At 58.0% G+C, this 17,885-nt stretch carries 17 protein-coding genes and 1 tRNA gene; 2 read left to right on the top strand and 16 right to left on the bottom strand.

The features are described from left to right. Window positions 1-131: 131 nt before the first annotated feature. From rlmH to leuS, 6 genes are all read right to left on the bottom strand, one after another. On the bottom strand, window positions 132-602 hold the full coding sequence (rlmH, locus tag B3797_RS11280) for a 23S rRNA (pseudouridine(1915)-N(3))-methyltransferase RlmH (protein ID WP_081139401.1): 471 nt from the start codon (window positions 600-602) through the stop codon (window positions 132-134). A 3-nt stretch (window positions 603-605) separates the two neighbouring features. Beyond that, window positions 606-923 (bottom strand): ribosome silencing factor, encoded by a 318-nt coding sequence (gene rsfS, locus B3797_RS11275; RefSeq protein WP_120451391.1) that lies wholly within the window; start codon window positions 921-923, stop codon window positions 606-608. Between the two features lie 119 nt (window positions 924-1,042). After that, complete coding sequence (gene nadD, locus B3797_RS11270) at window positions 1,043-1,687, bottom strand: nicotinate-nucleotide adenylyltransferase (RefSeq protein WP_311782010.1); 645 nt, start codon at window positions 1,685-1,687, stop codon at window positions 1,043-1,045. Next, the gene (holA, locus tag B3797_RS11265; protein WP_311782009.1) at window positions 1,680-2,711 is read right to left on the bottom strand and encodes a DNA polymerase III subunit delta; all 1,032 of its coding nucleotides are present in this window, start codon (window positions 2,709-2,711) and stop codon (window positions 1,680-1,682) included. Before holA ends, nadD begins: the two co-directional genes overlap by 8 nt. Continuing rightward, window positions 2,708-3,301 carry an LPS assembly lipoprotein LptE gene (gene lptE / locus B3797_RS11260; protein ID WP_269949287.1) on the bottom strand — a complete coding sequence of 198 codons (594 nt, stop codon included), beginning with the start codon at window positions 3,299-3,301 and terminating at the stop codon, window positions 2,708-2,710. Before lptE ends, holA begins: the two co-directional genes overlap by 4 nt. Window positions 3,302-3,315: 14 nt before the next feature. Next, window positions 3,316-5,898, bottom strand: coding sequence for a leucine--tRNA ligase (gene leuS / locus B3797_RS11255; protein WP_311791111.1), 2,583 nt, complete (start codon window positions 5,896-5,898; stop codon window positions 3,316-3,318). A 224-nt stretch (window positions 5,899-6,122) separates the two neighbouring features. On the opposite strand from leuS, the gene B3797_RS11250 reads away from it, so the two are divergent. Further along, entirely contained in the window at window positions 6,123-6,611 is a 489-nt protein-coding gene (locus tag B3797_RS11250) for a zinc ribbon-containing protein (RefSeq protein WP_120451401.1), read from the top strand. Window positions 6,612-6,790: 179 nt separating this feature from the next. On the opposite strand, the gene B3797_RS11245 is transcribed toward B3797_RS11250, so the two are convergent. The 9 genes from B3797_RS11245 to miaB form a co-directional block, all read right to left on the bottom strand. Then, a complete protein-coding gene (locus B3797_RS11245) occupies window positions 6,791-7,516 on the bottom strand; it encodes an amino acid ABC transporter ATP-binding protein (RefSeq protein WP_311782007.1) in 726 nt (241 codons plus the stop codon). Then, a complete protein-coding gene (gene gltK / locus B3797_RS11240; protein ID WP_120451405.1) occupies window positions 7,517-8,194 on the bottom strand; it encodes a glutamate/aspartate ABC transporter permease GltK in 678 nt (225 codons plus the stop codon). Further along, window positions 8,194-8,934: an amino acid ABC transporter permease gene (locus B3797_RS11235; protein WP_311791110.1), complete on the bottom strand. Its 741-nt coding sequence runs from the start codon at window positions 8,932-8,934 to the stop codon at window positions 8,194-8,196. The genes gltK and B3797_RS11235 overlap by 1 nt, the downstream gene beginning before the upstream one ends. A gap of 155 nt (window positions 8,935-9,089) precedes the next feature. Then, on the bottom strand, window positions 9,090-9,989 hold the full coding sequence (locus B3797_RS11230; protein WP_120451408.1) for a glutamate/aspartate ABC transporter substrate-binding protein: 900 nt from the start codon (window positions 9,987-9,989) through the stop codon (window positions 9,090-9,092). Window positions 9,990-10,411: 422 nt separating this feature from the next. Further along, window positions 10,412-11,935, bottom strand: a complete 1,524-nt coding sequence (lnt, locus tag B3797_RS11225; RefSeq protein ID WP_311791109.1) for an apolipoprotein N-acyltransferase — start codon at window positions 11,933-11,935, stop codon at window positions 10,412-10,414. 4 nt (window positions 11,936-11,939) lie between these two features. Next, entirely contained in the window at window positions 11,940-12,821 is an 882-nt protein-coding gene (gene corC / locus B3797_RS11220) for a CNNM family magnesium/cobalt transport protein CorC (protein ID WP_120451410.1), read from the bottom strand. 81 nt (window positions 12,822-12,902) lie between these two features. Next, complete coding sequence (gene ybeY, locus B3797_RS11215; protein WP_126690548.1) at window positions 12,903-13,376, bottom strand: rRNA maturation RNase YbeY; 474 nt, start codon at window positions 13,374-13,376, stop codon at window positions 12,903-12,905. Continuing rightward, window positions 13,373-14,434: a PhoH family protein gene (locus B3797_RS11210; protein WP_311782005.1), complete on the bottom strand. Its 1,062-nt coding sequence runs from the start codon at window positions 14,432-14,434 to the stop codon at window positions 13,373-13,375. Before B3797_RS11210 ends, ybeY begins: the two co-directional genes overlap by 4 nt. 204 nt (window positions 14,435-14,638) lie before the next feature. Beyond that, window positions 14,639-16,075 carry a tRNA (N6-isopentenyl adenosine(37)-C2)-methylthiotransferase MiaB gene (gene miaB / locus B3797_RS11205; RefSeq protein ID WP_311782259.1) on the bottom strand — a complete coding sequence of 479 codons (1,437 nt, stop codon included), beginning with the start codon at window positions 16,073-16,075 and terminating at the stop codon, window positions 14,639-14,641. 224 nt (window positions 16,076-16,299) lie between these two features. Between miaB and ubiF the strand changes: the two genes are divergently transcribed. Next, window positions 16,300-17,472, top strand: coding sequence for a 3-demethoxyubiquinol 3-hydroxylase (gene ubiF / locus B3797_RS11200; protein ID WP_311791108.1), 1,173 nt, complete (start codon window positions 16,300-16,302; stop codon window positions 17,470-17,472). Between the two features lie 244 nt (window positions 17,473-17,716). On the opposite strand, the gene B3797_RS11195 is transcribed toward ubiF, so the two are convergent. After that, window positions 17,717-17,791, bottom strand: a tRNA-Gln gene (locus B3797_RS11195). Window positions 17,792-17,885: the final 94 nt, after the last annotated feature.

Raw genomic sequence — 17,885 nt, 5'->3', positions numbered from 1 at the left:
AAAGCACCAGAATTCCGAAGAACGCAATTAATGCCCGACGGACAAAAAGTTTCTGTTCGGCACTGTAATCGCGAAAGGCGTTGCTTTGTAATTTCATCCGCTACTTAAAATGTCGGGGTTTGCCTTACCGTTTATTCACGATGATAAGGATGATTGGCGGTGATGCTCCAGGCGCGATAAAGGCTTTCGGCGACCAGCACGCGCACCAGCGGATGAGGCAGCGTCAACGCAGAAAGCGACCAGCTCTGCTCTGCTGCGGCTTTGCAGGCGGGCGATAACCCTTCCGGGCCGCCAATCAACAGGCTAACGTCGCGGCCGTCCTGTTTCCAGCGCTCCAGCTGCTGAGCGAGCTGGGGCGTTTCCCACGGCTGACCTGGGATATCCAGCGTGACGATGCGGTTGCCCTTGCCGGTTGCGGCCAGCATCGCCTCGCCTTCTTTTTCCAGGATGCGCTTGATATCGGCGTTTTTACCGCGTTTTCCCGCAGGAACTTCTACCAGCTCCAGCGGCATATCTTTGGGAAAACGACGCAGATATTCAGTGAAGCCGGTTTGCACCCAGTCGGGCATCTTAGTGCCAACGGCCACAAGCTGCAGTTTCACGCGTCAGCTCCAGAGTTTTTCCAGCTCATAAAGCTGGCGGCTCTCTTCCTGCATAACGTGCACAATGACGTCGCCCAGATCGACCACCACCCAGTCAGCGGCATTTTTGCCTTCTACGCCGAGCGGGATCAAGCCTGCGGCGCGCGATTCCTGCACCACATGATCGGCGATCGAAGAGACATGACGCGTCGAGGTGCCGGTGCAGATGATCATGCAGTCGGTGATGCTGGATTTACCCTGAACGTTGAGTGCGACGATGTCCTGACCTTTAAGATCATCAATCTTATCAATAACGAACTCTTGGAGTGCTTTGCCTTGCAAAAGGTTCCCCTTTAATACGGATAGTAGCGGGCCGGCTGCTGGCCCCGATAAGGCAGCCAAAAAATTAAGCCGCGCAGTATAGCATGCCTTTGCCCGAGCAATATATGCCCGGTTTAAGGTTATTTGAGATAGAGGCCTGCGCGATCGATATAGTCGATAACGGATGCGGGCAACAGTTGATCGCAGGACAAGCCCTGGCGGCGTCGCTGACGAATTTCCGTGGCGGAGATATCGACCAGCGGCGTATCGGCCAGCCAGATAAAGCCCGCAGGCTGCTGATGCAGCTGTGCTGTTTCGCTCGCCAGATGCGTATCAAGCCAGCGCTGCATTTCCGGTGACGCCATCTCAGCCGGATAGCCCGGACGCTTGCACACCAGCAGATGACAAAGCGACAGTAAATCCTGCCAGCGGTGCCAGCCTGAGAGATTCAGCAGCGAGTCCTGACCAATAATAAATCCCAGCGGCTGCTGCGGCCCGCGTTCAGCACGCAGCGCCTCCAGCGTTGCCACTGTCCAGGAGGGCGTATCGCGCATCAGTTCGCGGGTATCGATATCGAACAGCGGCCTGTCGCGAATGGCGCAGCGCAACATGTCGACGCGCTGCGCCGCGCTCGCTTCCGGCTGCGGGCGGTGCGGCGGCACGTTGTTCGGCAGCAGCAGCACGCGCGCCAGCCCGGTTTGCTGCGCCAGCGCTTCTACCGGCCGTAAGTGGCCGAAGTGCACCGGATCGAAGGTGCCGCCGAACAGGGCGTGTAGTTCAGACACTGGCGAAGCTCTCAGGGAAGTGGCGATGACAGAGCAGCAGCGACAGCGTCTCCAGCTGCGGCCAGATGCGCTGTCCATAATCCTGCTTTAAGGTTAATTCAATTTGCGCCAGCAGGCGAATCGCGCGCTGCAGGCGTGCGCCGTCCAGGCGCTGCAGCGCCTCGGTAAAGAGCGCGCGGCGGTTCTGCCAGATGCGCTGCTGGTCCATTAACGCGCGCAGCGGCTGCTGTGCCTGATGGCGCTGCAGGTGCAGTAGCGTCATGATATCGCGCTGCAGCGTGCGCAGCAGGATAACCGGCTCGCTATCCTCTTTTTCCAGCTGATGCAGAATATGCAGCGCGCGCTTGCTTTTGCCCGCCAGCAGCGCATCCACCCAGTGAAACGGGGTAAAGTGCGCCGCGTCGCTTACGGCTTCTTCGACGCGTGGCAGCGTAAGCTTGCCGTCGGGCCAGAGCAGCGATAAACGTTCCAGCGCCTGCGCCAGCGCCAGCAGATTGCCTTCATAGCAGTAGCAGAGCAGCTGGATCGCCGCGTCGTCTACCGAAAGCTTCATGCTTCTGGCGCGCGCCGCCACCCAGCGCGGCAGCTGTGCCTGCTCCGGCGTCTGACACGGCACCAGCACGCCATGTGCGGAGAGTGCCTTAAACCAGGCGCTGTTCTCCTGGGCTTTCGTCAGCTTCGCCAGGCGGCAGACCAGCAAGATATCGCTGTGCAGAAGGCTCGCCAGCTTATTTAGCTGTTCAGCCATAGCGGCGTTGGGGCCGTTTTCCGGGAAGAGCAGCGTCAGCGTCTGACGTTGAGCAAAAAGACTCAGCGCCTGACAGCTGGCAAAGAGGCTTTCCCAGTCGGTCTGGGCATCAAGCGTAAAACTGAAATGCTCTTCGAATCCCTGCGCGATTGCGGCGGCGCGTATCGCGTCGGCGCTCTCCTGCACCAGCAGCGGCTCGTTTCCGGCTAACAAATAGCAAGCGCGCAGCCCCTCGCGGAGCTGCGCGCCAAGTTGCTCAGGATAGATCCTGATCATTGCGTACTGGTAGCGGAAGAGGAGGACGCTGGCGCGGGCACCGCAGGTTCGCTGGCTGACGCAGGCAGCGTATCTTTATGGTTCATCTGCGCGGCGTGCACTGTCAGCAGTTTACGTACCAGCTGCTCTGCGGCGCGCTGACGCATCTCCTGCACGATCATGTCCTGCTCGGCATCTTTCGCCAGCGCCGCGTTCGGGTTATCAAAGAACGAACGATAAACCGTGGTGCTGATCGGATAGATGCCTTTGCCTGGCAGCAGAACCTGCGCCGACACGTTCATCATCAGCGAGTATTCCGCCGTCGTACCGCTGATAAACACCGAAGCGGTATCGCGGCCCTGCGTTTCCGCGCCAAGGCGCAGCGTAGGGATGTCGGTACGGTTCTGTTTCGTATCCTCAACAATAGTGACGTTGTTGATACGCAACTGCTGACGCACCGTACGAGCCAGCGGACCGTAAGGGTCGCCGCTGTCCAGGATCAGCGTTTTCAGCTCGGTCGGCACCTGGGTGGTGCCGCGCGGATGAAAACCACAGCCGGCGGTAATCATCACCGCCAGCAGGACAAACAGCCTGATAATCAGATGTCGCACAGTTCCTCCTGAACTTAACCTACGACCAGGTTAAGCAGTTTGCCGGGTACATAAATCACTTTGCGAATGGTGACGCCGTCAAGGTACTTCGCGACCAGGTGCTCCTGGGCAGCGCGCGCCTGAACCTGCTCCTGCGTCGCATCGGCGGCCACGGTAATTTTACCACGGACTTTACCGTTTACCTGTACAACCACCAGCAGCGACTCTTCAACCATCGCTGCTTCGTCTGCTACAGGCCAGACGGCGTTATCCACGCTGCCTTCGCCGCCCAGCTCCTGCCACAGCACATAGCTGGCGTGCGGAGTGAACGGATAGAGCATACGAACAACGGCCAGCAGCGCTTCCTGCATCAGCGCGCGATCCTGCTCGCTCTCCTGCGGCGCACGTGCCAGCTTGTTCATCAGTTCCATAATCGCCGCGATAGCGGTGTTAAAGGTCTGACGACGGCCGATGTCATCGGAGACTTTGGCGATGGTCTTGTGCAGATCGCGACGCAGCGCTTTCTGCTCGTCATTCAGGCTGCTGAGATCCAGCGCGACCGTTGCGCCTTTCGCCGTGTGCTCATAAGCAAGTTTCCACACGCGCTTCAGGAAGCGGTTAGCGCCTTCAACGCCTGACTCCTGCCACTCCAGCGTCATTTCCGCCGGTGAAGCGAACATCATAAACAGACGGACGGTATCTGCGCCGTAGCGCTCAACCATCAGCTGCGGATCGATGCCGTTGTTTTTCGACTTCGACATTTTGCTCATGCCGGCGTAAATCACTTCGCGGCCCTGAGTGTCGGTCGCTTTAACGATGCGGCCTTTCTCATCGCGCTCAACGGTGACGTCAACCGGAGAAACCCAGTTGCGCTCGCCGTTAGCGCCGAGGTAGTAGAACGCATCTGCCAGCACCATGCCCTGACACAGCAGGCGCTTCGCCGGTTCACTGGAGTTCACCAGGCCCGCGTCGCGCAGCAGCTTATGATAGAAGCGGAAGTACATCAGGTGCATGATGGCGTGTTCAATACCGCCTACATACTGATCCACCGGCAGCCAGTAGTTGGCCGCAGCCGGGTCCAGCATGCCTTCATCATAGTTGGCGCAGGTGTAACGCGCGTAGTACCAGGAGGACTCCATAAAGGTGTCGAAGGTGTCGGTTTCACGCAGCGCAGGCTGGCCGTTCACCGTGGTTTTCGCCCACTCCGGGTCAGCTTTGATCGGGCTGGTAATGCCGTCCATCACCACATCTTCCGGCAGGATCACCGGCAGCTGATCTTCCGGCGTCGGCATAACGGTGCCATCTTCCAGGGTCACCATTGGAATCGGTGCGCCCCAGTAGCGCTGACGGGATACGCCCCAGTCGCGCAGACGATAGTTAACCTTGCGTACGCCGACGCCTTTAGCGGCCAGCGCATCGGCGATGGCGTTGAAGCCCGCTTCGTGGCTCAGACCGCTGAATTCGCCAGAATTGAACAGAGTGCCTTTTTCAGTCATGGCGGCGGCGCTGACGTCCGGCTCGCTGCCGTCCAGGTTCAGTACCACCGGCTTAATCGGCAGATCGTATTTGGTGGCGAATTCCCAGTCACGCTGATCGTGCGCCGGTACCGCCATAACGGCGCCGGTGCCGTACTCCATCAGGACGAAGTTAGCGACCCAGACCGGCACGTTGTCGCCGGTCAGCGGATGGATGGCGAACAGACCGGTCGCCATGCCTTTTTTCTCCATCGTCGCCATATCGGCTTCGGCCACTTTGGTGTTGCGGCACTCGGCGATAAAGTCAGCCAGCACCGGGTTACCCATGGCGGCCTGCAGCGCCAGCGGATGGCCCGCGGCGACTGCGACATAGGTCGCGCCGAGGAAGGTATCCGGACGCGTCGTGTAGACGGTCACTTTCTCTTCGCTGTCGGCGACGTCGAAGGTGATCTCCACGCCTTCAGAGCGGCCAATCCAGTTGCGCTGCATGGTTTTGACCTGCTCCGGCCACTCTTCCAGCGTATCGAGGTCGTTGAGCAGTTCATCGGCATAGTCGGTGATTTTCACGAACCACTGCGGGATCTCTTTACGCTCGACTTTGGTGTCGCAACGCCAGCAGCAGCCGTCAATAACCTGTTCGTTCGCCAGCACCGTCTGATCGTTCGGGCACCAGTTCACCGCCGAGGTTTTTTTGTAAACCAGGCCTTTTTCATACAGTTTGGTGAAGAACCACTGTTCCCAGCGGTAGTATTCCGGCTTACAGGTCGCCAGCTCGCGGCTCCAGTCATAGCCAAAACCCAGCAGTTTAAGCTGGTTCTTCATATATTCGATATTGTCGTAAGTCCAGGGCGCAGGAGCGGTGTTGTTTTTTACCGCCGCGCCTTCCGCTGGCAGGCCGAACGCATCCCAGCCAATCGGCTGCAGTACGTTTTTGCCAAGCATACGCTGGTAACGAGCGATCACATCACCGATGGTGTAGTTACGCACGTGGCCCATATGTAGGCGGCCGGAAGGATAGGGCAGCATGGAGAGGCAGTAATATTTCTCTTTGCTCTCATCTTCGGTCACTTTGAACGTTTGGTTTTCGTCCCAGTGTTGCTGGACGCGGGATTCTATCTCTTCCGGGCGGTATTGCTCTTGCATGGCAGCCTGTGGTCCTTAATGAATAACGCTTAGCTTACTTTAAGATCCGCATAGCATACCCATATGACTGCCGGTCAACAACACTTCACCGCCCTGTTGCGGCGATTTCTCGCGGAAGGCCGCATCCTCCCGACATATTCCGATCCGCTTTCCTAAACAACACGGCAACCGGCGCAAAGCGGCTAAACTTAAAGCTGGCTTACCCGCGCAGAAAGGAGAATAAAATGAACAAAGTGGCGCAAATTTACCGTGAATCCCTGGCTGCGCTGACGGAGCGTTTGCGTCAGGGCGATCGGGATATCGACGCGCTGGTGTCATCGCGACGTCAGCAGTTGATGGCCAGCGAGTCCGCAACGACGGGCGAAATCGATCAGGCGCTGGCGGCGGTTCGACGCGATTTAGAGGAGTTTGCACGCAGCTATCAGGAGGTCCATCAGCCAGAGAAGGTTAATGATTCACTGTTTATGCGCGTTATCCGCGAGAGTTTGTGGAAAGAGCTGGCGGACATTACCGACAAAAGTCAGCTGGAGTGGCGCGAGGTCTTTCAGGACCTGCATCATCACGGCGTTTATCAGAGCGGCGAGGTGGTAGGACTGGGCAATCTGGTATGCGAGAAGTGTCACTTCACGCGCGCTATTTACACGCCGGAGACCTTAACGCGCTGCCCTGAGTGCGGTCACGATCAGTTTCAGCGTCAGCCGTTTGAACCCTAAGGCTGGGCACACTCTCAGACCGCTGAGGAGCGTTGAACAGCGGGTGGCATGGGTCGAAGAGCAAAGCGTCCCGCGACAAGGATGGCGCGGGACGAGCGGGCTGGGAGGCCATTTTTTGCGTTTTTGCGATCGGACCATGTCACCCGCATGATCACGGAGCTACAAGGCCAGGCTAACCTTTAGTGCAGAATCTTCGCCAGGAACTCTTTCGCGCGATCTGACTGCGGATTATTGAAGAAGTCATCTTTACGCGTGTCTTCAATAATCTTTCCTTCATCCATAAAGATAACGCGGTTCGCCACTTTGCGGGCAAAGCCCATTTCGTGCGTTACCACCATCATCGTCATCCCTTCCTGCGCCAGCTCCACCATCACGTCGAGCACTTCATTGATCATTTCCGGATCGAGCGCCGAGGTCGGTTCGTCGAACAGCATAGCAATAGGGTCCATACAGAGCGCGCGCGCAATGGCGACGCGCTGCTGCTGGCCGCCCGACAGCTGGCCGGGAAACTTCTGCGCATGGGCGGAAAGCCCCACGCGATTGAGCAGCTTCAGGCCTTTTTCCCGCGCGGCGGCTTTGTCGCGCTTCAGCACTTTTACCTGCGCCAGCACCAGGTTATCGATAATGCTGAGGTGCGGGAACAGCTCGAAATGCTGGAAGACCATGCCGACTTTGCTGCGCAGCTGCGCAAGGTTGGTTTTTTTATTGTTCACTTCAGTGCCGTTCACCAGAATGGTGCCCTGCTGAATCGGCTCCAGTCCGTTAACGGTTTTAATCAGGGTCGATTTGCCCGAGCCTGACGGCCCGCACACCACGACCACTTCCCCTTTCTGGACTTCGGTCGTGCAGTCGGTCAGCACCTGAAAGTGACCATACCACTTAGAAACGTTTTTCAGGTTAATCATTTAAACCGTCCTTTTTCTTTTTAGATAGCTGACCAACAGCGAAGCGCTCAGGCTGATCGCGAAATAGACCAGACCGGCAAAGAGAACCATTTCCACCTGGGTGCCGTCACGCTCGCCGATAGTCGACGCGGTGCGGAAGAAGTCAGCCAGGCTCAGCACGTAAACCAGCGAGGTATCCTGAAACAGCACGATGCCCTGCGTCAGCAGCAGCGGCACCATGGCGCGGAACGCCTGCGGCAGAATAATCAGCTGCATCGACTGCCAGTGCGTCATACCCAGCGCCAGCGCGGCGTTGGACTGTCCGCGCGCGATACTCTGAATACCGGCGCGAATAATCTCCGAGTAGTAGGCCGCTTCGAACAGCGAAAAGGCGATCATCGCTGAAATCAGGCGGATATCTGTCTTAGGCGATAGCCCCAGCACCTGCTGCAGGAAGCTCGGCACCACCAGATAGAACCACAGCAGCACCATCACCAGCGGGACGGAGCGGAACAGGTTCACATAAATCCGGGCGAACCAGCTGATCGGCTTAAAGGTTGACAGACGCATCACCGCCAGCAGCGTGCCCCAGATAATGCCGAACACCACCGCGGTCACGGTGATCTTGAGCGTAATCACCATGCCGTTAAGCAGATAGGGCAGGCTGGGAGGAATAGAACTCCAGTCAAACGCGTACATTATTTGCCTCCCAGATTACCCGGCAGGCGCACCTTGCGCTCCACCAGACTCATAATCATCATGATCACCAGGTTAATGGCGATATAGGCCAGCGTAATCGCGGTAAAGGACTCGTAGGCGTGGGCGGAGTAGTCGAGCAGCTTGCCCGCCTGCGCCGCCATATCCACCAGCCCAATCGTCGAGGCGATAGCGGAGTTTTTCACCAGGTTGAGCATTTCCGAGGTCATCGGCGGCACAATCACGCGGTAGGCATTGGGCAGCAGCACGTAGCGATAGGTTTGCGGCAGGGTCAGGCCCATCGCCAGGCCCGCATTCTTCTGCCCGCGCGGCAGCGAGTTGATCGCGGCGCGCACCTGCTCGCAGACGCGTGCGGCGGTAAACAGGCCGAGACAGATCACGGACGCGGTGAAGAACTGGATATTGGGATCCAGCTCCGATTTAAACCACATGCCAAGCTTTTCTCCCACCAGCTCCGGCGCCACCAGATACCAGAAGAAGAACTGCACGATCAGCGGAATGTTGCGGAACAGCTCCACGTAACAGGTGCCGATCGTCGAAAGCAGACGGTTAGGTACGGTACGCAAAATGCCGAATAAGGATCCTACAAGAAAGGCGATAATCCAGGCGCAGCAGGAGACCGCAACGGTCACCTGAAATCCGGACCACAGCCAGCCAAGGTAGGTCGTGTTGCCGAACGGGGCCTGTTCGAGAAAAATGCCCCAGTTCCAGTCGATACCCATAACGAGCTCCGGTAAAAAAGGGTAGCTAAGCTACCCTGAAGATTGATGAACGGCGTCTGTATGACCTGCTTCAGGGGAACGACCTGAGCAGCTTGTCTGTCCGCGCCGGGTTTTCAGCAATCGAGAGGGCAGCGAGGCCGCCCTTGTTGTCGTTGTTAGTTAAGTGCTTTGTCGTTCGGCGTCTTAAACAGCGTCTGCATATCCGCAGAGAGATCGAAGTTCAGGTTCAGATTCTTCGGCGGGATCGGCTGCTTGAACCAGGTATCGAACCACTTCGCGGCTTCGCCTGAGGTCTGCGCTTTAGCGATGGTGTCGTCTACCAGCGTTTTGAATGAGGCGTCATCTTTACGCAGCATACAGCCATAGGCTTCTTTCGACTGCGGCGTGCCAACGATCTCCCAGTTGTCTGGTTTCTTCGCTTTGGCGCGTTCACCTGCCAGCAGCGCGTCATCCATCATAAAGGCGACGGCGCGGCCGGTTTCCAGCGTGCGGAACGAGTCGCCATGGTCTTTAGCGCTGATAATGCGCATATCCATCTTTTTCTCGTCGTTCAGCTTATGCAGCAGCACTTCTGACGTGGTACCGGAAGTGACAACAACGGTTTTGCCTTTCAGATCGTCGAAATCTTTAATGTCGCCGCCTTTTTTCACCAGCAGACGCGTACCGATAACAAAAATGGTGTCGGAGAACGCCGCCTGTTTCTGGCGCTCAAGGTTGTTGGTGGTGGAACCGCACTCAAAGTCGTAGGTACCGTTCTGCAGCAGCGGAATACGGTTTTGCGACGTGACGGGGATCATCTTGACCTGCAGATCCGGCTTGTTCAGCTTCGCTTTAATGGCGTCCACGATGGCGTTGGAGTAAGCCTGCGAATAGCCCACAACTTTTTGCTGGTTGTCATAATAAGAAAAAGGAACAGATGACTCACGATGCCCCACGACGATGACGCCACTGTCGCTGATTTTCTTCAGGGTGCCGCTGAGATCTTCCGCCTGGGCCGCTCCCGCTGCTGCTACGCCTGCCAGCAAAAGTGATAGTGCCACTTTGCGTATCTGCATGGTCCAACTCCTTCAAGAGATATTGCGCAGAATATAAACTGCGCAGATGTGTGATGTTGTGTGTATTTCCTGCTGCTTTTTTTGTTATCTCACCGCTTCAGCGCGCTAAGAATATTCACTAACATAGCGGATTGTTAACGTTATGAAACGAAAAAGTTTCTTTTTTTGCGAAGTGTTCCGCACCAATTTGAGGCGTATTTCTGACGTTGCGCGCTAAAGGTGCGTCACGCTGCCTTTTAATGGTGCAGAACGGCGCGTTTAATCCGTCTGTCAGCCTGGCTTACAGGAAACCTGTGTTACTGATAGCAAGCATCGTGCCAGTTAACAGGCGCAGCAGAAAATCGGGGATGAGGGCGTAAAACAAGCGGAAAACAGAGGAGAGGAGGGCGGCGAGAGGGGGCGCTCGCCGCCATTACGGCAGGTCAGGCTTTGCGGCGCCACAGCGCCAGCAGCGCGGCGCACAGCGTCAGCAACCAGACCGGCCAGAGACCAGCATGGGCGTAAGGGGTTTCGCCAGTGGTCGGCGTCACCTTATCCAGCAGGACGCCGCGAATAAACTGCGGCAGGATTTTTTCAACCTCGCCCTGCGCGTTCACCACGGCGGTGACGCCGTTATTGGTGCTGCGCAGCAGCGGGCGGCCCAGTTCGAGCGCGCGCATCCGCGCCATCTGAAAGTGCTGCCAGGGACCGATAGAGTGACCGAACCAGGCGTCGTTGGAGACGGTCAGCAGGAAATCGGTATCGGGATGGAAGTTGGCGCGCACCTGCTCGCCCAGCACGATTTCATAACAGATGGCGCTGGTGAGGTTGTAACCCGCCGCCCTCAGCTGCCGCTGCAGATAGTCGCCGCGGCTGAATGAGGACATCGGCAGATCGAAGAAGGGCGCCAGCGGACGCAGCAGGCTCTCCAGCGGCACAAACTCGCCGAAAGGCACCAGGTGGTTTTTCTGGTAGCGATTCTTGCTCTGATAGCTGTAAGGCGTCTCGCCGCCCAGCACGATAACCGAGTTGTAGTCGTGATAGCGATTCTGCTCCAGCCGGGAATCGACAATACCGGTAATGAGTGAGCTGCCGCGCTCGCGCAGCTCCTCATCCAGCGAACGTAAAAATGGCTGCTGGTTGCTTTCCAGATCGGTAATCGCCGACTCTGGCCAGATAATCAACGGCGCTTTGCCCATCAGCGGCTGGCTCAGGCCGTTATAGGCACGCAGCGTGTTAAGCAGCTCCTGCGGATCCCACTTCATCGACTGCGGAATATTGCCCTGTACCAGCGCGACCTCGACGCTGCGCGCCGGTTGTGGCTGGGTCCAGTGGATATAACGCAGCGGCCAGGGCAGCGCCAGCAGCAGCAGCGCGGCGATGGCGCTCTTTGCATTGCGCTGGCGAATAGCGTAAGCCAGCAGGCCGCAAATCGCCATCAGCAGGAAGGTCAGCGTTTCCACCCCCGCCAGCGGCGCTAAGCCTTTCAGCGGGCCGTCGATCTGACTGTAGCCGAACTGCAGCCAGGGAAAGCCGGTCAATACCCAGCCGCGCAGAAACTCGCTGAGTTGCCACAGCGCGGGCGCCGCCAGCGCCAGGCGCCACAGCGTGGCGCGCGGCCAGAAACGGTTAAGCACGCTGGCGAACAGCGCCGGATAGAGCGACAGATAGGCCGCCAGCAGGATCACCAGGAATACGTTGACCGGGCCAGGCATGCCGCCAAAAGTGGCGATGCTGACGTAGACCCAGTTTACGCCGCTGCCGAACAGGCCGAAGCCCCAGGCGAAACCGATGGCGGTGGCCTGACCGTTGCGACGATCCAGCGTCAGCAGCTGCAGGCCGCATAGCGACAGCAGCGCGGCGGGCCAGAAGTCATAAGGAGAGAAGGCGAGGGTGCCGAGGGCACCCGTTAACAATGCCAGCAACAAACGTACCCGCTGGCGCGGGTAAAGTGAGGCCAGAGACATAGAGTTATTCGTCATCCAGTTGGGGTAGCGGCGAGTTTTCCGGAATTTTTACATGCACCTGGATGATGCGACGGCTGTCGGACATGGCGACCTTGAAATGATAGCCGTCGATGTCAATGCTCTCTCCCCGTCCGGGAAGATGGCCAAATCCCTGCATGACCAGTCCGCCAATCGTGTCCACTTCTTCATCGCTGAACTGCGTGCCAAACACCTCGTTGAAATCTTCAATCGGGGTCAGGGCGCGTACCGTATAGGTCTGGCGGTTCAGCTGACGGATATCGCGATCTTCTTCGTCATCATACTCATCTTCGATCTCGCCGACGATCAGCTCAAGGATATCCTCGATAGTGACCAGGCCGGAAACGCCGCCGAATTCGTCGATAACGATCGCCATATGGTAGCGCTGAGAACGAAACTCTTTCAGCATGCGATCGACGCGTTTGCTCTCCGGTACTACAACCGCCGGGCGCAGCACTTTTTCCATGCTGAACGGCTCTGATTCGCTGCTCATAAACGGCAGCAAATCTTTCGCCATCAAAATGCCTTCAACATGGTCTTTGTCTTCGCTGATAACCGGGAAACGCGAATGCGCAGACTCGATAATCACGTCAAGGCACTCATCCAGCGACTGGTTGCGCTTCAGGGTAATCATTTGCGAACGCGGGATCATGATGTCGCGCACGCGCTGCTCTGCAATATCCAGCACCCCTTCGAGCATGTCGCGGGTATCTTCGTCAATCAGCTCTTTTTGCTCGGAGTCGCGGATCAGCTCCAGTAGTTCATCACGGTTTTGCGGTTCGCCGTGAAAAAGTTGGTTGATAAGCAGGGAAAAAAATCCCTTTTTACTACTGGGTGCATCGCTGTTTTGAGAATGGTCGTCGCTCATGGCGTTTTTTTACAGATCTCTCTGGTGAGGTGGGTTGCTGTCGGCGTGCTTGCCGACAGCCGGGTAATCTGAGCCAGCGGCTCAGGCGTCTTCTTTTTCCGAAATGTACGGATCGGGATAACCAAGAGCAAGCATTATCTCTGTCTCCAGTGCTTCCATCTCTTCGGCTTCGTCATCTTCGATATGGTCGTAACCGAGCAGATGCAGCGTGCCGTGTACCACCATATGCGCCCAGTGAGCCTCGACGCTTTTCCCTTGCTCTTCCGCTTCTTGCTCCACTACCTGACGACAAATGATCAGGTCGCCCAGCAGCGGCAGCTCAATGCCCGGCGGCGCTTCAAAGGGAAAAGAGAGAACGTTGGTCGGCTTGTCTTTGCCGCGATAAGTCAGATTAAGCTCATGGCTCTCCGCCTCGTCCACCAGACGAATAGTGACTTCGCTTTCTGGCTGAAAAGGGGTAACCGCCGCTTCCAGCCAGCGCTGGAAAGCGGCCTCGTCAGGCAGGCCGCCGGTCTGTTCGCAGGCGAGCTGCAGGTCAAGAATTACCGCGCTCATTTACTCTCCTGCGCCTCGCTCTGCGCCGCCAGCGCTTCGCGTTTCCGCTCTTCCGCCAGTCTGTCGCGGCGTTTCTGGTCCGCTTCTTCCCAGGCTTCATAGGCGGTTACGATGCGCGCTACCACCGGGTGACGCACCACGTCTTCGCTCTGGAAGAAGTTGAAGCTCAGCTCCTCGACTTCGGAGAGCACTTCAATAGCGTGGCGCAGGCCCGATTTGGTGCTGCGCGGCAGGTCAATCTGCGTGACGTCGCCGGTGATGACCGCTTTGGAGTTGAAGCCGATACGCGTCAGGAACATCTTCATCTGTTCGATGGTGGTGTTCTGGCTTTCATCAAGAATGATAAAGGCGTCGTTCAGCGTGCGGCCGCGCATATAGGCAAGCGGCGCCACTTCAATCACGTTGCGCTCCATCAGCTTCTCGACGCGCTCGAAGCCCAGCATTTCGAACAGCGCGTCATAGAGCGGACGCAGGTAAGGATCGACCTTCTGGCTCAGATCGCCTGGCAGGAAGCCGAGCTTTTCGCCCGCTTCCACCGCTGGACGCGTCAGCAGGATACGACGAATCTCCTGACGCTCCAGAGCATCCACCGCTGCGGCGACAGCAAGGTAGGTTTTACCCGTACCGGCCGGCCCGATGCCGAAGGTGATGTCGTGGTCGAGGATATTGGCGATGTACTGCGCCTGATTCGGCGTACGCGGCTTGATTACGCCGCGCTTGGTCTGGATATGGACGGCCTTGCCGTAGTCCGGCACGCTGTCGGCGGTTTGCTCCAGCACGCGGCTCTCTTTAATCGCCAGATGAATCTGTTCTGGATCGATATCCGGGATGGTACCGCGTACCGGCGCGGTATCGACATAGAGCGTACGCAGAATATCTTCGGCGGCGTTAACGCAGAGCGCGCGGCCAACCAGCTTAAAGTTATTGTCGCGACGGTTGATCTCAATGCCCAGACGACGCTCAAGCTGTTTCACGTTGTCGTCAAATGGACCGCACAGGCTCATCAGTCGGCGGTTATCAGCCGGTTCAAGGGTGATTTCACGAGTTTCGATATTCAAACGAATCCTTTGGGTCACTCAGGGCCAGTTAGAATGGGTACTGATGCCGGGTTGATTAACGACGGCATTTTAAGAAAGTATTTATGGCATGTCGCCGGGGCGCAAGCGTAGCTAATGATATTTGGGTCGCGCGTCCAGAAACCAAGGGCGGACAGAAGAAAAGAGCGGCGACGCAGTGGGCGCCGCCGCTGACGGAAGAGCGTATCAAGGCTGGAAGGTGCCGACGCCGATTTCGTTCTCTTTGCGCGTGCGCGCGATAACCGATGCCGGGCTTTCTACAATGCGCAGCCCCATCTCATCCTCGGTGCGCACCACTTTGCCGCGCAGCGAGTTAGTGTAGACGTCAACGATCTCTACATCGACAAATTTACCGATCATCTCCGGCGAACCTTCGAAGTTCACCACGCGGTTGGTCTCGGTGCGGCCCGACAGCTCCATCACATTTTTACGCGAGGTGCCTTCCACCAGAATACGCTGTACGGTGCCGAGCATACGGCGGCTCCAGGCCATCGCCTGCTGATTGATGCGGTCCTGCAGAATATAGAGACGCTGCTTTTTCTCTTCTTCCGAGACGTCATCCGGCAGGTCTGCCGCTGGCGTACCGGGACGCGCAGAGTAGATAAAGCTGAAGCTCATGTCGAAGTTGACGTCGGCGATCAGCTTCATGGTCTGTTCGAAGTCCTGCTGGGTTTCGCCAGGGAAGCCGATGATAAAGTCGGAGCTGATCTGGATATCCGGACGTGCGGCGCGCAGCTTACGGATAATCGCTTTATACTCCAGCGCGGTATGCGCGCGTTTCATCAGCGTTAAAATGCGGTCCGCGCCGCTCTGTACCGGCAGGTGCAGGAAGCTCACCAGCTCCGGCGTATCGCGGTACACTTCGATAATGTCGTCAGTGAACTCGATCGGGTGGCTGGTGGTAAAGCGAATGCGATCGATGCCGTCAATAGCGGCCACCAGGCGCAGCAGCTCGGCGAAGGTGCAGATTTCGCCGTCAAAGGTCGCGCCGCGGTAGGCGTTTACGTTCTGGCCCAGCAGGTTGACTTCACGCACGCCCTGCGCCGCCAGCTGGGCGATCTCCAGCAGAATATCGTCGCATGGACGACTGACTTCTTCGCCGCGCGTATAGGGCACTACGCAGAAGGTGCAGTATTTGTTGCAGCCTTCCATGATAGAGACGAACGCGGTCGGACCTTCCGCGCGGGGTTCCGGCAGACGGTCAAATTTTTCGATTTCCGGGAAGCTGATATCCACGATCGGGCTTTTGCTGCCGCGCACGCTGTTGATCATTTCCGGCAGACGATGCAGGGTTTGCGGGCCGAATACGATATCCACGTAGCTGGCGCGCTGGCGAATATGATCCCCTTCCTGCGACGCCACGCAGCCGCCGACACCGATAATCAAATCAGGGTTGCGCTCTTTTAAGGTCTTCCAGCGGCCTAACTGGTGGAAAACTTTTTCCTGCGCCTTTTCGCGAATAGAGCAGGTATTGAGCAGCAGAACGTCCGCCTCGTCAGCATCCTCGGTCAGCGTGTAGCCGTGGGTGCTGTTCAGCAGGTCAGCCATCTTGGATGAATCGTACTCATTCATCTGACAGCCCCAGGTTTTGATATGCAGTTTTTTCATTGTCGAACTAGCCATTGATTCAGTGCAGTGAAGTGCAGGGCGCGTATTGTAATGCTTTGACGCTGTTGTGACCAGCGCATCGCCGTCATACTTCGCATACAGCGACCCTGAAGAGACGCGAACGCTGACCATTCTCTCCGTCCTTGCCGGGCATTTCTGCCGGCCGGGCGTTTTTCCGGTACACTTTGCGCCAGTTATCCCGTCTTACGCGGCGGGTAAAGTGCAGAAGGAGATAAGCAATGCAGGATAACCGCTTTGATGTAGTGGTGGTAGGCGGCGGCATGGTCGGCGCAGCGCTGGCGTGCGGCCTGGCGCTTCAGCAGTTTCGCGTCGCGGTCGTGGAGCGCGCGGAGCCTGCGCCTTTTGACCCCGACAGCGATCCCGACGTGCGTATCTCCGCAATTGGCAGCGCCTCGGCAGGGCTGCTGAAGCAGCTCGACGTCTGGCCGCGCGTCCAGGCGATGCGCTGCGCGCCCTATCGCAAGCTGGAAACCTGGGAGTGGCAAACGGCCCACGTCAGTTTCGACGCCGCGTCGCTGGGTCTGCCAGAGCTGGGCTTTATGGTCGAGAATAACGTTCTGCAGCGCGCGCTGTGGGAAAGGATGGAGCAGCTCGATATTCAGCTGCGCTGTCCCGCGACGCTCTCCAGCCTGCAACAGGAGAACGGCGGCTGGCGACTCGATCTCAGCGACGGCGAGGCGCTGCATACGCGGCTGGTGGTCGGCGCCGACGGCGCGAACTCGCAGGTGCGGCAGATGGCGGGCATTGGGATTCAGGGCTGGAGCTATGCGCAATCCTGTTTGCTTATCAGCGTCACCTGCGAACATCCGGCAGGCGACTCCACCTGGCAGCAGTTTACGCCGCAGGGGCCACGCGCGTTTCTGCCGCTGTATGACAATCGCGCCTCGCTGGTGTGGTATGACGCACCGGCGCGCATTCGCCAGCTGCAGGCGATGCCGATGCCGCAGCTGGAAAAAGAGATCGCCGCGACGTTTCCGGCGCGGCTGGGGCGTTTTAAAGCGCATGCGGCGGGCGGCTTTCCGCTGGTGCGGCGCCATGCGCAGCGTTATGTGCTGCCGGGGCTGGCGTTGATCGGCGACGCGGCGCACACCATCAACCCGCTGGCGGGGCAGGGCGTCAACCTTGGCTATCGCGACGTGGACGCGCTGGTGGAAGTGCTGGTGGAGGCGCGCAGCAATGCGCAGGAGTGGGCCTCGGAGAACGTGCTGCGTCGTTATCAGTCACAGCGCCGGCGGGATAATTTGCTGATGCAGGGCGGAATGGATCTCTTCTATTTCGCCTTTAGCAACCGACTGCCGCCGCTGAAGTTTGCGCGCAACCTGGGGCTGATTGCGGCGGAGCGTTCGGGGGCGCTGAAGCGTAAAGTGCTGCGTTACGCGCTGGGGTTGTAGACGCAGGCTGCATTTTTCGTAGGTGAGAGCGGCTGCGGCGTTCGTGCGCGGCCGCAGAGCCTCTCCCCGATGCAAAGTCGCTGTTCGTCATCCATAACCGCTCGTCCCGCAACGACCCTGTCGCAGGACGCTTTGCTTTTTGGGAAGAGGCTCAGCGGCTGGTGAGCAGCAACGTTGCTGTTTGAAAAGAGATAGCAGACGACAAAAACAACAAAGCCCGCAAAAGCGGGCTTGTTGTGCAATTTGGCTGGGGTGCAGGGATTCGAACCCCGGAATGCCGGAATCAGAATCCGGTGCCTTACCGCTTGGCGACACCCCAATAGTGTCTGTTCAAATTGTCTTTGTATGGCTGGGGTACGAGGATTCGAACCTCGGAATGCCGGAATCAGAATCCGGTGCCTTACCGCTTGGCG

It is taken from the genome of Pantoea sp. UBA5923, assembly GCF_002431095.1.
Taxonomy (GTDB): domain Bacteria; phylum Pseudomonadota; class Gammaproteobacteria; order Enterobacterales; family Enterobacteriaceae; genus Pantoea; species Pantoea piersonii.
Note: the sequence above shows the minus strand (reverse complement) of the source record. Positions and strands in the feature narration are given on the sequence as shown.